Here is a 16163-nt window from a genome sequence, read left to right on the forward strand (position 1 = left end):
GCGGAGCTTTTTCTTGGCTAGAACAGAGTTAATATTCTAGAAATTAATCTTCTGCCTTCGGTTCTGCTGGCTTCTTCTTAGGGATGAAAACATCATCTCCAACAGACACAGTTTTGTAGAAGGTCTTGTCTCGCTTAACTGGCTTCTTCGCGACTTTCTTAGCCTGAGGACGCGCTTTTTTCGTCGTCGCTTTCTTATTACGCAAATCTGGTTTAGGTGGCTTAAGCCCTTTGAACTTACCTTTTAAGTCCTCGAAAACAGAGAACGACAGATCTTGTTGTAGGTATGCTTCAACACGTTTAAAGCTATCCCAGTCTTTTGGACCCACTAGAGAAATCGCATCACCTTTATTACCAGCACGGCCAGTACGGCCAACACGGTGAACGTACTCTTCTGTGTGCTTCGGCATATCAAAGTTAATAACGTGAGTCACTGTCGCAATATCCAAACCGCGAGAGGCTACGTCAGTGGTGACCAGAATTTTAAACACAGCGCGCTCAAACTGGCTCATGATGGTATTACGTTGCGTCTGGTTCAGGTTACCACTCAAAGCAACAGCCTTAAGTTTTTTCTCGTTCAGCTTCGCTGTCAGACGCTCAGTATCATCTCGTGTTGCCGTAAAGATAATGACCTGACGGTATTCAGCTTCAGCAAGGACGCGTTCAAGAATCGCTTCTTTATGATCAAGGTGATCACATAAGTAGAATTTCTGCGTGATATCTTTGTGTTCTTCGTTAGAGACACCGATGGAAATACGTTTTGGTGCATTCAGCATCTCAGAGGCAATGCTGTTTACTTCCGCATGATCTAACGTTGCCGAGAACATCAACGTCTGACGACGACGGTGTTTAGCGGCATTGTGAATACGGCGAAGCTCTGGTGCGAAGCCCAGATCCAACATACGGTCCGCTTCATCCAGAATCAGAGTTTCTAGGCCGTCAAGAAACAAAGAACGGTGCTCTAAGTGGTCAGCTAAGCGCCCCGGTGTTGCCACGATGAATTTAGGGTAACGACGCAGCGCTTTCACTTGATCGTTAAAGTTTTCGCCACCAAGAATTAAGGTTGCTTCGTAAGACAGACCGACCAGCATAGAGCGAAGCTCACCATATACTTGTTTGGCCAATTCGCGCGTTGGCGCCAGAATGACAGCTCGAGGGTCTTTAGCAGTAAACGATTTAGTCTTAAGTGACTTGTGAAGCATCGGCAATACAAACGCCAAAGTCTTGCCCGAACCCGTTTTCGAAGATGCCAATAGATCCTTGCCTGCAATCGCAACAGGAATTGCTTGCTGTTGGATCTCAGTCGCTTTTTTGAAATCGTAGTGTTTTAGGTTCTTCAACAATCGGTTGTCTAGGCCTAGATCTTTAAATTGCAAAGTATTCTCCAATAAATCAGTCAATATGAGCGCTCTGTAATGTCATTCCGCTCTAACGTAGCAATAAATAAAAGCCCGCTATAATACCGCAAATCATAGGAGTATAGATAGAGATCACACAAACTAATTACTGAAGAAAAAATAGAGTTACTTTTGAGACTCATTCAAGTTGAAGCTGCACAGCTTCAATCTATGCCCTAAACTTATGTTCATTAGTACACGGTTGCCATGGCGATAACACGGCTTATTCGGGCTTATACCTGCATATTGCGTTTATTTGCGGAGAGAAGCTTTCATTTGCGTCAATATCGTCTAAATTATTGATATCAGGAACGTGGCAAAAATACCTGCCATGAAGACTGTTGTTGGAGTCAATGAAGGGTTGAACACTGTCTTTTGTTAGGCTCAGGTAAAAGTTAACGTCAGGTACTCCATGAAATTCTTGGATTTTTTTGACTTTTGCTACATCATGTACTGATACAATGTATCCACATTTAACCTCGCCTCTAACAAAAACTATGGAGCGAGACTTTCACTATAAGCAAGGAGTTCTTATATGAACAAAACGTTGATCGCAGCTGCAGCAACTTCAGTACTTCTACTAGCAGGTTGTGCTTCTTCTGATGACGCAACTACAGCTAAACTAGACGAACTAAGCAACCAAGTTAGCATGCTAAGCCAAGACGTACAAACTCTTCAATCTGACGTTCAAATGTCTAAAGACGCAGCAATGTCTGCTCAAGAAGAAGCTGCACGTGCTAATGAGCGTATCGACAACATCGCTCAATCTTACACTAAGTAAGTTATAGTGTTATGCCGCGCCTCACGGCGCGGTTATTTCTACTGGTACTCCATTCTGCGCGGCAATCACAGCTTTTGCCTTCACATCCTTCATACCAAACTCACTCAACCACCAGCCCAACTCTTTCGGTAATTCCAATTCATCTTTCTTACCGTTACTTCGAGTTAATGGCTCGTGTGCTTCAATAAAGACACTTCTGTCTGGTTCTAATGCCACTTTAACCGGTTGGTTAATGACCGTGACTTTTTCACCTCGACGTACTTGTTCAAACAGCCACTCAATGTCGTTTGGCTCCATACGGATACAACCCGCGCTGACACGCATACCAATACCAAAATCTTTGTTGGTACCATGAATAAGGTACTCGCCGTTCCCGTAAGCTAAACGTAATGCGAACATACCCAACGGGTTATCAGGGCCTGCAGGCACAACCGCTGGTAAGTCTATGCCTTTTGCTTTGTATTCAGCACGAATAGAAGCCGGTGGTGTCCACGTCGGGTTAGGGCGCTTTTGACTGACACTGGTTGACATTACTGGAGTATCACGCCCTATACGTCCAATCCCAACCGGGAATACGTGCACGACGTTCTCGTTAGATGGGAAGTAGTACAAGCGCAACTCGGCCAGGTTGATGACGATGCCTTGATGAGGAACGTCCGGAAGAATGAGTTGGGTAGGAACAGTAAGAACATGCCCTTCTTGGGGAAGAAAAGGGTCTACGCCTTTATTCGCCGCCATCAAACCCAGCATTCCAACGTCATATAACTTAGCAATATTAGCCATTGTTTCGCCGTTTTGCACAACGTGGTTTTCAATACGACCAATGACACGACTGCTGTCTGAAGGTAACTCATACATCTTAGCAAATGACAATCCACTTACTAATGACAACGATACTGATAACAGGGTTCGTTTCGCGATACTCATCGGTCGCTTCTTGCTAAGCATTTCACTCTATTCCTTGGCACTTTTAAAGAGCCGTAAGGTTATCTCTCTTTCTGCTTTATGATCAACCATCGGAGTGTGATAATCCAGTAAAGAAAAACCTTCCCAAGTCCATGGTTTGTGGAGGAACTTGTTCGGTACACTTTTTATTTCTGGCACCCAATGACGCACAAAGCGGCCATCAGCATCAAACTTTTCTCCCTGACTAACAGGATTAAAAATTCGGAAGTAAGGCTGACCATCGCAACCGGTCGACGCAGACCATTGCCAACCTCCATTATTGGCGGCAAAATCACCATCAACAAGCTTGCTCATAAAGTACTGTTCACCCCAGCGCCAATCAATGTGAAGATCTTTAGTCAGGAAACTCGCGACTATCATACGTAAGCGATTGTGCATCCAGCCAGTTTGGTTCAGCTGACGCATCGCAGCGTCTACAATAGGGTAACCTGTGGCTCCTGTTTTCCAGCGCTCAAACGCCTTTTCATCGTAAGACCACTGAATTTTGTCTTCCCAATCAATAAAACCCTTGCCTTTAACTAGCTTTGGTTCAAACACCAATAAGTGTTGGTAAAACTCACGCCAAATAATTTCACTCAACCATGTTGCTTTGCCTTCCGTTAAATCTGATTGCTCATTCTCAGCGAACAATCTGGCAATACACTGTCTTGGAGACAAAGCGCCAATCGCCAGATAAGGAGACAATTGACTGGTGCCGTCGGTTGCTGGGAAGTCACGCTGCTCACGGTATTCATCAATTCGCTCACGAGCAAACTCTCTTAATTGATTGAGAATATCACTCGTTGAAGCCGACCAATACTCACTGGATTTTCGTGGGTAACTGAATGTGAAATTATCATCAAAACATTTCCCTTCTATCGCTTTCAGCTCTTGTCTAGAAAGCGCTGGTTGTGCATGAGGTTTTGTTACGATGGGTAATTGAAACTTCTGTAGCCAGGCACGTTTGAAAGGTGTAAAAACCTTAAAGTACTCACCCTGTTTGTTCAGTACAGTAGTCGGTGCGTGAACACACTTATCATGAAATAATTCAAAGCTCACACCAGACTGATTTAATGCATCAGATACTTTTCGGTCAAGCTCCTGCTCGTTCACTTCGTAGTGGATATTTGCCATTACGCCCGTGGCGTTTAGAACCTGCACCCAATGACTTATCACCGCACTGCAATCAGAGAACTTATCGACTTCGGCATATAAAAACGGAATGTTCAGTTCTGTGAGTTCTTCATTCAAGTGCTCCAGGCGACGAGCGATGAGATCCGCTTGCATCGGAGCCATATGATGCGCTTGCCACTGCTGAGGCGTCGCAATAAAACAGGCGACTACAGGTTGCCCCGAGTCTAGGGCCGCTTGTAATGCCGTGTGGTCTAACGTTCTTAAATCACGTCGAAACCATACCAGAACCATGATGTCTCCTTAGCTATTCTCTACCTGATCTACATGAAGTTTCTTTATTACCTCTGAGCATTGAATCTGGTTGGGAAATTGCGCTTGCATCGCTTTTAACACTTCAACCTGTTTGGCTGGTAGTGCTTTATTAGAAAACAAAAATATACGTTGATAACGATCGACAACCTGATGTTCAGCCAGACCTGAAATGTCATTAACGTTAGCAATTAAGGTTGTGTGATAACCTTGCTCACAACGTATTGCTGCTTGAATCCAGCTTTCTGCTTCTCGGGTTTGTTCAAAGCAAACCAGCAAACACTTCCCTTTAGAAGACGCCTTGTTTTCAGAGTCAACGATAAGTGCCAGTCGTTTGATCAGACATGTCTGAAACAGCCCCATCTGTATTGAGCGAAGCGATCCTTTGACGAGCTCTAATGCTTCAAATACAGGCTCAATGAACTGCTCAACGACTAAATTGAGAGGATATTCCTTCATTACCGATGACAATATACTCTCCGTCTTGGCATGATTAAGATCGGATAATGCTGAAAGCAGGGTTTCCACCTCTTCCAAAGTTGCTGGCTCAGCACTCATTTCTAACTCATTAGCCTCGCCCAGCAGACCTTTCACCTTGCCAATTGCGATGCCTTTCGCCAGCCAACTTTGTATTTCTTTAATGGTGTCAATATCCTGCTGGCGATACAAACGATGTCCCTTATCTGTCCGCTGCGGTTGAATCAGATTGTATCGCCTCTGCCAAGCTCGCAAAGTGACAGGCTTTACTCCTGTTATCTCTGCGACATCTCTAATTGCGTACAGTTTCACTTCTGAATTACAAACCATAACGTAATCTCATCTCCTGCGGGTGCGGCTGTAAGTATTTTTGCTTCTGTAAATACTCGTCTGGGTAATTATTTAAATAATGTTTAATCAGTGTTAGCGGCGCGAGCAACGGCAGTACACCAGTGCGATAATCATGAATAACCGTCGCTAACTCTTCTTTTTCGTCTTTTGTTAATGCACTTTTAAAGTAACCCTGCAGATGCATCAATACGTTGGTGTTATTTTTCCGACTGGCTCGATTTGAAAGTGCTTTCATTAAGCCCAGACGATACTGTGCATAAAAGTCTTCAATCTCGTAGCTTGCAACATCCGCAACTAGTCTACCCAAAGATCGGTATGATTCTGGATGATGTGCCATCAGCGTTAATTTGTAGCGAGAGTGGAAATCGATAATTTTGCCACGAGTCGGCTCACCTGCCATGGATTGATAAAAGTCATTCAGGCAGTAAATGCGAGTGATAAAATTCTCTTTAAGCACAGGATCATTTAAGCGGCCATCTTCTTCCACTGGCAACCATGGCATCTTTTGCATCAGCGTTTGCGTGTACAACCCCACCCCTTCCTTAGAAGCATGATGCTTGCTGTAAACTTTGACTCGCTCCATGCCACAAGTAGGCGATTTGGCACACACAATGTAGCCACACAATTGCTGGCTCTGTAGCTCGTCCACTTTTTTAGCAGAGTATGCCAACATATTGTCAGTGTGATCATTCTCAGGATTTTTTGTTTCAACGAGCGCTACCCGCTCTGCATCAGAAATCAGACGAATAGTAGGTCGAGGTACAGGCATACCAACCCCAACCTCTGGACAAACAGAAACAAAGTCGAAGTAATTACTGAGCTCTTTAGTCACAAAGTTACTGACCTTATGGCCAGAATCAAAACGAACACGCTCACCGAGTACACAAGAACTGATACCAACTTTGATTGAAGATTCCATAATAACACCATCCCTATACAAAAGGTTTTGTTGTATAACTTATAGCAAGCCATCCTTTATTGTACAAGAAAATAATTTGTACAATTTAAGCATTTTACTTCGCCAATTTGGATTTCGATCACCGAGAGTGAAAAAAGAATTTCCGCTTAAACCACCGATTCTGTGGGCACCGTCAACAAACCTGCATCAAGCAAATCGATTGCCTTTTTGCTTTCAACAGATTTAGTTATAATGATTAATATTGGTTTCCATAAGAGTGCTTTTTGTGACCAACCTCTCAAGGGTAAGGTGTACTCCCCGATATTATTGCCTCAACGAAAACGAACGAATTCAACAGAATTGGTAACAGGCATCTATACTGGGTCTGTTTTATCAAATAAAACTTTGGAGAGCACTTATGGCAACCCCACACATCAACGCACAACCAGGTGATTTCGCTGAAACAGTTCTAATGCCTGGCGATCCTTTGCGAGCTAAATACATTGCAGAAACGTTCCTGGAAGATGTGAAGCAAGTTTGTGACGTTCGAAACATGTTCGGCTTCACTGGCACTTACAAAGGTAAAAAAGTATCAGTTATGGGCCACGGTATGGGTATCCCATCATGCTGCATCTACGTACACGAGTTGATCGCTGAGTATGGCGTGAAAAACGTTATCCGTGTTGGTAGCTGTGGTGCTGTTCGTGACGATGTAAACCTGATGGACGTAGTCATCGGTATGGGTGCTTCTACAGACTCAAAAGTAAACCGTATCCGTTTCAACAACCACGACTTCGCGGCAATTGCTGACTACGGTCTGCTGGAAGAAGCGGTAAAACAAGCTCGCCAGCAAGAAGTACCAGTAAAAGTGGGTAACGTGTTCTCTGCTGACCTATTCTACACACCAGAAGCGGACATCTTCGAGAAGATGGAAAAACTAGGTATCCTAGGTGTCGATATGGAAGCGGCAGGCATCTACGGCGTAGCTGCTGACTTAGGTGCAAAAGCACTGACTATCCTGACGGTTTCTGACCACATCATCCGTGGTGAAAAACTAAGCTCTGAAGAGCGTCAAAAGTCATTCAACGACATGATGAAAGTTGCAATAGAAACAGCAATCAACATCTAAGTCATGAATTATTTGCAGCCAGTGCCTGACTGGCTGCCCGAATTACCCAGAGGGGGCGATCGTGTCTAACGGCGAACTGCCAAAAGATGCAGATGGGTTACAACTCAACTTTTGTAAAACATTGGCGTGTGACAACTTTGGATTGAGTGATGCAAAACGTTACGTTCTGCAACATGCTAACCCTAAGCGTCCGGCGATGGTATGCCGTGAATGTGGAGCTTTCCCCCCCTTACTTAATAATCGCGATGTGGTGAACGAACTTCATCGTCTTCGGCACGTTCATAGTGACGGCTTGCCTGCGTGTCGCAATAATGACTGCGACAACTTCGGACTTTCTGTCCATACACATAAACACCTCTACCACGCGTTCGGTTACAGCGGCGATCGTCAACGTTACCGCTGCAAAGCGTGTCAAAGTACTTTCGTCGATAAGTGGTCCGGTGCAAACAAAAAGCTACAGTTTCAAGAGAATCTGATGGCACTCCTATTCACGGGTTACTCTGTCCGCGAAATCTGCCGTAAGCTCAGTATCAACCCGAAAACGTTTTACGATCATGTCGATCATATTGCCAGTCGCTGTCGCCGTAAATTAGCGACTATTGATGCACGGTGGGTAAACCATGCGAATCACTATGAGTTAGCATCAAATTACGTCGCTTTGCAGCCAAAGAGTAACAATGGCGTATACTGGATCGTCTCCGGTGAAGCGCATTCCGGTTATATTCTTTGTCAGCACGTTAACTACGCTTCTGATGAAGAACCAACTGGTACCGTTGATCATAACCCGTACGATCAGGTATCTCGCTTTGTCTCTCAAGAGTACACTGCAGAAGCCAGCGAACCACCAGCCGCCCCGTCAAGCAAACTTCGTGAACGCATCGACCAAAAATACCAGACCATTTTAGCTCGCGGTAATGTGGAAGATCCGCTTGGGAATCTGGCCGTCTTTCATTACCCATCCAAAGGGGCGATTATTCGACCACCTTACACATCTTACGCGCATTATTTACATGTCCTTGATATGTGTAGTCCAAGTAAACGCGTGTCTATTTACATGCCCCAGGATCCGCTGCTTCGCTCTGCGGCATTGAGCGTGTGTCTGTCTCGTATTAAAGAAAAAAATATCGACTTGATGTATGTCGACGAAGACCCAGCATGGGATATGAACTTACCATTTGGCAAAATTGATATTGCTTACATGAGTTGGTGGCGAGACCGTTGGGCGATCTCAAACCAAGGAGATAACAGCAAAGGAATTTGTTACCTCGCAGGTGATCACAATGAACCTGAAAAATGGTTCCATGTTGCCACAACACGTCAAGTTCAATTCTACCAAAATCGATTTCAGCTACTCTTTGAAAGCTTCATCAACGAACCTCGTCGCAAATTAAGACCTGGAGGTCTGTTACCTCTTTTAGACATCTTCAGAGCTTGGCATAATTTGTGCTATCAAGATAAAGAAGGTCTCACGGCGGCTCAAAGGCTCGAAGTTACTAACGCCCCTTTGACGATTAAACAGCTCCTATCCTAACGGTCTGAATCATTAGGAGCCATGACGATATCAATGAGATCTCCTGATGATTTATGAAGTAGTACTTGATCTGCTCTCGTAATGAAATGCGCTCCTAGCTACGAAGTTTAGGTGTAAGTTCCAGCTCGATAGTCATGGATGTAAACGTTGGATAGAAGCCAAACTCAGCTAGCATACGAGCTAGCACTGCTTAAAGAACAAGTGAGATCTCAACCTCAATCCACTCTGCGTAAAGCTGAGCAGCTGCGTGTTACAACAAAACAAATGTTGTTTATCGAAGGCGAGATCCAAGCCTTACTTATCATGTCACACTGTTGCTGGTGCGCTATGGATTATCGTCAAGGCCTTAAGCTTATCAAGGCAGCCTACGACAAGCAGAACCAGCTCGAGACCGATGAGCACCTTCCAGAAATTCTTCACACATTTGCGCTTCAGTACTGGGGGCAAGCCAAATATTTTTCAGCTCAGCAATACTGGGTTAATGCTCTCGAACAATCCGCCCTTGTCGACAATATCGAAATCCAACTTGAATCACTGATTGGGCTCGGTAACGTTTGGCGTATCACCAATCAACACAAACTTGCCACATCAACGCATCAGTTAGCCGTAAAAGTGGCGAACAATGTCCGCATTTCCTGGATGGAAGGCAAAGCCCGTATTTTACTAGCGTGGGATTACTACCTACAGAAGGATTACGTCAACATGTTGATTGTTCTTGATGGTGCAACCGAAGCGCTAAAAGATCATCAAGATTCGACATGGCAAGCGGAAATATGGGACATCAAAGGACTGGCTTTACTCGGGTTAGAGAGATTAGACGCAGCAGAAGTTGCGACGAAAAAAGCACATCAGATTGCCATTGATCATGATCTTACTTGGATGAAGGCGCATTCGTTCACCAGCAGAGCTCGTCTGGAACTTCTGCGTAACAATACCGAAAGTGCAACAAGATTGTTAATTGCCGCTGAAGGGGCCGCCCAGCATTTTGATAAGGGTGAATTACTTAGTCAGATTTGCTACCAGCAGTCGCGTGTTGCAGAAGAACAAGGTCAGTTTGAAGCCGCATTCTACGCTTTCCAAAAATACCGCAAGCACTCGCTTCAAATGCTAAAAGAACAAATGCATCAACTCAATCAGGATAAAGCGCACAGCGCCAAGCGCAAACTTGAACAGCGCGCTCGAAAACTGATTAACCATATTCGTTCTCAGTATGAATATGATCCCGAAAAACACCTTTCTAAACTCGTCTCTGAAACCTATTGGTGGGAGCAACTTGTTCTCTTCAAAACTGAGCTTAAACAATCGAATCACGCGATTATCATGATCCGTCACGCCGAACCGGCTTTTTTGGATGCCTGTACCGAACTCGTCCACTCTTTAACCACGCCAAACGATTTAGTATCCCGCATTTCTAATGACCGGCTTGCTATGTTAATAGCGGAAAAAGGTCAGGCGGCTGAATCGCTGTGTAAGACGGTCCAGTCCATGATAAAAATTTATCCATGGGAGAGACAAGGTCTGAAAGGACCAATGCCCACCCTGTATGTACAAGATATTCTGACTTTCCCGTTCACATTAGAGCAATTAGAAGAAAGCCCTATAGAGGTAATGAAAAATGGAACAGTTACTTAATAAAGTGACTGAGGCTGGCATCGACCCATCTTCTGTAACGGGTGAAGAAGCGGTGGCACTTTGGAAACACATTCGAGTACACATTGCAGAAACCCATCTCGAAAAAGCACATTGTTATATCATCAGCGCAGAATATCGCCGAGAGCTAAAACATCTGAACGACGGTATTGCCGAACTGAGACAAGCACTGGAACACCTCAACCTCCCAATCAATGCTGAAGATATTTTGTCGGTCAAATCGAGTTTATGTGAACACTTGGTTGAGAACGGTGATTATGATTCAGCAATGTCCGAGTATATTAAGTCAACCAAAATCGCGGTGGATTTCGGTTTTATTAATGAATATGTGTTAGCCATTGTTGGTATGGGAAACTTGTGCGATGCCTATGGGGATCACGAACGTGCAATGCGTTTTTACAAAAAAATCGATGCGATAGACCATGCGATCAGCAATCGTTCATTGCGCTTACGCTACAAGCTATACATGCTTGCTTGTTACATCAGTTTAGAACGTACCGATAATGCCATGGAGTTACTCACTGAATGTGAAGAGCTCAGTATTCTGGTCAGTGATAAAAACCTTGCTGGTCAGATCCACCTATACCGAGCCAAAATGCATCAATTGAACAATGACTATTTAAACGCGTTACTTTCACTTTCTAATGTACAGTATACTTCCGGCAGCTCCGCGACGTTTTGGTTGTCCGCGATGGTCAAAATTGAGACAGCTTACTGTCTGAATGGGAAAGGTAATACAGCTTTAGCCAACCTAGTCATGGCTTCAGTTGAAAAGCGAATAAAGAAACACTCTTCCGCTATGCTTGCACACAAATTTTACAATGCGATGAGTGAGATTAATGCTTCTCAGGGTCAATTTGAAGTTGCACTGGAATGTGAAAAACGTGCGTATAGTATTGAGTCAGAGTTGATCAGGCAAATGCCTATCAGTGAGTTAGGCTATGCTCAGCTACATCGCCTGGATCGTTATGAATTACAGCTCAAACTGATCTTATCAGAGATTGAAAACAAAGAACTCAAAGAGACGACAAAACAACACAAGAATACCGTTGCTCAGTTACAACAGGATGTTTTGACCGACCCATTAACGTCTTTACATAATCGCCGCTGGTTAGAAGGGAAACTGAAGGACTTACTGCTCCGCGATACACTTTTTGCTCTCATGGTGATTGATATCGACCACTTCAAGTCTATCAATGATGAACTGAGCCATTTAGTCGGTGACAAAGCAATCCAGAGCGTATCAAAACATTTGTCCAACTACTTTAACTTTCCAGGCGCTTCATGCATTCGCTTTGGTGGTGAAGAGTTTCTCGTCATACTTGAAAACAACAAGTTAGAACATGCTGAGATCCTCGCAGACAACTACCGGGAGAAAATTTATAACTATAACTGGAGTGATATTTTAGGCGAGCGTGGCCTGACGGTTTCTATCGGTATTACCGTCCACCGTGAGGGTGAAAATACACAGCGTACCTTTTATCGTGCCGATAAAGCGCTTTACCGCGCGAAAGCCAATGGCCGCAACCAAGTTTGTACCGAGTTGTAAATGGTCCCCAACATATGGGTAATAGCCGACATAGCAGCCCTTTTCTCTGCAGTCACTCCTAAGTACTGCAATTCGTTTCCATTCCTTCCAATAAAGGTCTATTACTTAACTATGCAGAGGCCAAGTCGTTTCGAACTGCTAGCATGTCAAAACGCTATAATTCTTCCAGACGGTTGAAGATTGTTATCCCAGTCTAAAGGGACACAAACTTTAAACCACTTTGTCTCTCCAGGTGCACTATTTGAGCCAGGAACAAAGCATCTTGGGGTTAGCTGAGTATAAGTGTCAAAAACACTTGATTAATTTATATTTATATCAAATACTTAAGCAACTCATTTACGTAACTTTTTTCATATAGCAACAAACACGGGTAAGTAAGATGTTTCTAGATTATTTTGCACTTGGGATGCTCATTTTCGTTGCTTTGGTCATTTTCTACGGGATCATCGTTATTCACGATATTCCCTATGAAATCGCCAAAGAGCGTGAGCACCCACACCAAGACGCAATTCATTACGCTGGTTGGGTAAGTTTGTTTACACTTCACGCTCTGTGGCCTTTCCTTTGGATTTGGGCAACATTATGGCGCAAAGAGCGAGGTTGGGGCTTTAAACAACTAGAACAAGAAACACACGATATTCATCATCGCCTTGAAGAGCTCATTGACGAAGTAAACGAGCTAAAAAATGAAGTATCAGTATTAAAAAAGCAATCTCAGCAAAAACCGAACGCTGACCTAAGTAAAGAGGAAAAATAATGGATTTATTGTTGATCCTGACTTATACAGCTTTTTGTATAGCGATTTTCAAAATTTTTAAGATCCCTCTTAACAAATGGTCGGTTCCAACAGCCGTTCTTGGTGGCGTTGTACTAATAGGCACACTCGTGCTTCTTATGAACTACAACCATCCCTTTACTCAGATAGGGAATCAGATCTATCCGACTACGCCTATTGTGCCTGGTGTACGTGGTCGTGTAATCGACGTGCCAGTACAACCTAACCAACCATTAAAAACGGGCGATGTGCTGTTTAGAATCGATCCGACACCTTTTGAAGCCGAAGTGACACGCTTAGAAGCTAAAGTGAAAGAAGCAAGCCAAGGTGCTTTGGGGCTTGAATCTGGAGTACAAGAGGCACAAGCAGGAGTTATCAAAGCTCAAGCAGAGCGAGACAAAGCGAAGCGAGAGTACGATCGCTACCAAAGAGGTTTTGATCGTGGTGCGTTTACTGAACAAGACCTTGACACTCGTCGCCAGGCTTTTAAAGCGGCAGAAGCCACTCTAGAAGTCGCATTGCAACAAAAAGAGCAAGCACAAATCGCGCTAAACTCGGAAGTTGGCGGTGAAAATACTCAAGTTGCTCAATTACTTGCTGAGTTGCGTAAAGCCGAGTTCAACTTGGAACAAACCGTGGTTCGAGCTCCGACAGATGGCTACGTCACGCAGCTTGCTTTGCGCCCAGGCGTGATGGCGGTACCACTACCACTCGCACCAGCGATGACTTTTGTGCATACGGAAGACACCCATTACTACACGGCGGCATTCCGACAAAACTCGCTACAACGCCTAAAAAGAGGCTTTGAAGCTGAATTCATGTTCCGAGCAATCCCAGGCCGTGTATTTCGAGGAGAAGTCGTCGAGGTCATTCCTGCGATCGGTGAAAGCCAATTCCAAGCTCGTGGAGCATTGGTAGGTACAGACGCACTTCGTACGAGTGGGCGCGTGTTCGTCAAACTCAAAATCACCGATGATCTAAGTGAGTTCCATCTTCCTATGGGTACCGCCGTTGAAGTTGCCGTTTACTCAGACAGCTTCCACCATGTCTCTATCATGCGTAAAGTGCTCATCCGCATGAAGAGCTGGCAAAACTATCTGTACTTAGACCATTGATACTCAGACTTTGATACCTACTCACAAAGGGGCGGATATCCGCCCCTTTTTTGTCTCTCCATCCACCGGAGACGTGAGTTTAATCACACACTTTTTTCAAATAGACCGCGTCAAAATCCCAATCAATTTGGTTACTGCTAAGATGTAATAGACAGCAAAAATATCGATAATTCAAAGTAATGTAAGTGAACGATATTCAACGCTGACTACTAAGCAGAGGCTATCTATGAATCTTTCAGGCAAAACCCTCATCGTTATCGCTAGCGGCGCTTTACTCTACGGTATCGGCGGCCTACCTATGTTTGGCGTACCTGTTTTTGCTAATACAACCCTAAAACCAGCCATGGCGATATTAGCCGTGTACTCGGTATTATTCGGTCCAATTGTTGGTTTTTTAGTGGGTGTTATCGGCCACTGGATCACGGATCAGTTCTCAGGTTGGGGCGTATGGTTAACTTGGGTTGTAGGGTCAGGTATTGTCGGTCTGGTCATTGGACTCTTCCCCTACCTGACACGTCACCGTTTAGATGGAGGGGACTTCAGAAGGCAAGACTTCATACTCTTCGTTGCGCTTGCTCTTATTGGTAATATTCTGGGTTATGGTTGCTCTGCTTATCTTGATACCATCTTCTATGCTGAACCATTTAATAAAGTACTGACACAGATGCTAATCATTACGACAGGAAACACGATACTCATTTCTCTTATTGGCTACTTCATCATCCGAACCATTGCTAAACGCAACAAAGGCAGTGACAAGCTTACCGAGACCTAATCGCACCTGCACTAAGCACCGTACCGTTCTATTCAGACACAAAAATGGGATGCCAGCGCATCCCATTTTTAAATCAGGTCACTGTGAGCTGATAGCTCAGTATGCCCTAACTCCACCTCAACACACGGGTTTCGTTCCCCTCTTCTGGCTTGGCAGGGATATTCAGAGAGAACAACAAACTCACTGCTGCCATACCAGCACCAATGTAGAAAACACTAGAAGGTGACACCAACCAAATAACACCAAACGTTACTGGAATAACAACCGCAGCAATATGGTTAATGGTAAAGGCCACACCAGCCGTAGACGCCATATCCGCAGGATCAGCAATCTTCTGGAAGTACGTTTTAATCGCTAATGCCAAAGCAAAAAACAGATGATCTACGACATACAGTGCAGCTGCCCACTCTGCGGTTTGAACTAGCCCGTAACCAACAAACACAAAAATCAAACCGACGTATTCAAACACCAATGCCTTACGCTCTCCGACAATACCAATAAACCGGCCAATACGTTTGGCAAACAGGAAGTTAAATAAGTAGTTAATCAGAAACAGTAAGGTAATATCCGCTGCCGAATAACCAAACTTCTCTACCATTAAGAATCCCGCAAAAACGGTGAAGATCTGACGACGAGCGCCGCTCATAAACGTTAGTGCGTAGTACAACCAATAGCGTTTACGCAGTACCAACTTCTTGTTCTGCGGCACTGTCGATTTAAACTGAGGGAAAGCAAATGCCATCACTAAGATCAACATAAAGCCTATTCCGCCCATAACCATATAGACGATTTTAAAATCCAACTTAAGTTGCTCTAGCATTACCCACAGAGCCCCATAGGTAATCAGAGAAGCAAGCGCACCTACCGAAATAAACTTACCAAGCATTTCAGGTGCTTCGTCTTTAGACAGCCACTGTAACGAGAGGGACTGCTTTAACGTTTCGAAATAATGAAATCCAGTAGACATTAACAAGGTCGTAAAAAGTAAGCCGTACAGAGAGGGAAAGTAACCTGTTATTGCTGTACCGAATGTCAGCATGGCGAGTGAAACCAACATAAAGCGTTGCTCGCGAATGAACAGCAGCACAAATACGGCCGTAAACGACAAGAAACCTGGCACTTCACGTACACTTTGTAGCAAACCGATGTCTGAGCCATCAAAGTTTGCTTTTTCAATAACGAAATTATTGAGTAGCGCCATCCAGGTTGAGAAGGCAATAGGCACAATGATAGAGATAAGCAATAAGAAGTTTTGCGGTGTTCTCCAGCCTTGAGATGAGGTATTCATGATGCATCCTTTAGATATGAAGGCATCATCATATCTCTAAATGTAACAAATTCGCAATAT

At 44.2% G+C, this 16163-nt stretch carries 14 protein-coding genes; 8 read left to right on the top strand and 6 right to left on the bottom strand.

Translation table 11 applies throughout. From position 1 onward, the window contains the following. Positions 1-43 precede the first annotated feature (43 nt). Complete coding sequence (locus L3V31_RS01130) at positions 44-1375, bottom strand: DEAD/DEAH box helicase (protein ID WP_237313976.1); 1332 nt, start codon at positions 1373-1375, stop codon at positions 44-46. A gap of 556 nt (positions 1376-1931) precedes the next feature. Between L3V31_RS01130 and L3V31_RS01135 the strand changes: the two genes are divergently transcribed. After that, on the top strand, positions 1932-2177 hold the full coding sequence (locus L3V31_RS01135) for an Lpp/OprI family alanine-zipper lipoprotein (protein WP_014234915.1): 246 nt from the start codon (positions 1932-1934) through the stop codon (positions 2175-2177). A 21-nt stretch (positions 2178-2198) separates the two neighbouring features. Here the strand turns inward: L3V31_RS01135 and L3V31_RS01140 are convergent, their stop codons facing one another. Genes L3V31_RS01140 through L3V31_RS01155 form a run of 4 tightly spaced genes read right to left on the bottom strand, consistent with a single transcriptional unit; the run spans position 2199 to position 6312 of the window. Next, on the bottom strand, positions 2199-3125 hold the full coding sequence (locus tag L3V31_RS01140) for a L,D-transpeptidase family protein (protein ID WP_237313978.1): 927 nt from the start codon (positions 3123-3125) through the stop codon (positions 2199-2201). A gap of 6 nt (positions 3126-3131) precedes the next feature. Then, entirely contained in the window at positions 3132-4547 is a 1416-nt protein-coding gene (gene phrB, locus L3V31_RS01145; protein ID WP_237313979.1) for a deoxyribodipyrimidine photo-lyase, read from the bottom strand. Between the two features lie 9 nt (positions 4548-4556). Next, positions 4557-5372, bottom strand: coding sequence for a MerR family transcriptional regulator (locus tag L3V31_RS01150; RefSeq protein WP_237313981.1), 816 nt, complete (start codon positions 5370-5372; stop codon positions 4557-4559). Beyond that, a complete protein-coding gene (locus L3V31_RS01155; protein ID WP_237313983.1) occupies positions 5362-6312 on the bottom strand; it encodes a DUF523 and DUF1722 domain-containing protein in 951 nt (316 codons plus the stop codon). Before L3V31_RS01155 ends, L3V31_RS01150 begins: the two co-directional genes overlap by 11 nt. Positions 6313-6709: 397 nt before the next feature. Here L3V31_RS01155 and deoD point away from each other — a divergent pair, with 397 nt between their 5' ends. The 7 genes from deoD to L3V31_RS01190 all read left to right on the top strand — a co-directional run bounded on the left by deoD (position 6710) and on the right by L3V31_RS01190 (position 14815). Beyond that, the gene (gene deoD / locus L3V31_RS01160) at positions 6710-7420 is read left to right on the top strand and encodes a purine-nucleoside phosphorylase (protein ID WP_237313986.1); all 711 of its coding nucleotides are present in this window, start codon (positions 6710-6712) and stop codon (positions 7418-7420) included. 61 nt (positions 7421-7481) lie between these two features. After that, positions 7482-8951 (top strand): lactate dehydrogenase, encoded by a 1470-nt coding sequence (locus L3V31_RS01165; RefSeq protein WP_237313988.1) that lies wholly within the window; start codon positions 7482-7484, stop codon positions 8949-8951. 147 nt (positions 8952-9098) lie between these two features. Continuing rightward, the gene (locus tag L3V31_RS01170) at positions 9099-10583 is read left to right on the top strand and encodes a hypothetical protein (RefSeq protein WP_237313990.1); all 1485 of its coding nucleotides are present in this window, start codon (positions 9099-9101) and stop codon (positions 10581-10583) included. Next, complete coding sequence (locus tag L3V31_RS01175; protein ID WP_237313993.1) at positions 10567-12150, top strand: GGDEF domain-containing protein; 1584 nt, start codon at positions 10567-10569, stop codon at positions 12148-12150. Before L3V31_RS01170 ends, L3V31_RS01175 begins: the two co-directional genes overlap by 17 nt. Positions 12151-12529: 379 nt before the next feature. Next, positions 12530-12907, top strand: coding sequence for a DUF3302 domain-containing protein (locus L3V31_RS01180; RefSeq protein ID WP_237313995.1), 378 nt, complete (start codon positions 12530-12532; stop codon positions 12905-12907). Beyond that, positions 12907-14040 (top strand): HlyD family secretion protein, encoded by a 1134-nt coding sequence (locus L3V31_RS01185; RefSeq protein WP_237313997.1) that lies wholly within the window; start codon positions 12907-12909, stop codon positions 14038-14040. Before L3V31_RS01180 ends, L3V31_RS01185 begins: the two co-directional genes overlap by 1 nt. A 226-nt stretch (positions 14041-14266) precedes the next feature. Further along, complete coding sequence (locus L3V31_RS01190; RefSeq protein ID WP_237313998.1) at positions 14267-14815, top strand: ECF-type riboflavin transporter substrate-binding protein; 549 nt, start codon at positions 14267-14269, stop codon at positions 14813-14815. A 106-nt stretch (positions 14816-14921) separates the two neighbouring features. On the opposite strand, the gene L3V31_RS01195 is transcribed toward L3V31_RS01190, so the two are convergent. Beyond that, positions 14922-16103 carry an MFS transporter gene (locus L3V31_RS01195; protein ID WP_237314000.1) on the bottom strand — a complete coding sequence of 394 codons (1182 nt, stop codon included), beginning with the start codon at positions 16101-16103 and terminating at the stop codon, positions 14922-14924. Positions 16104-16163: the final 60 nt, after the last annotated feature.

It is taken from the genome of Vibrio sp. J1-1 (genome assembly GCF_021728395.1).
Lineage (GTDB): Bacteria > Pseudomonadota > Gammaproteobacteria > Enterobacterales > Vibrionaceae > Vibrio.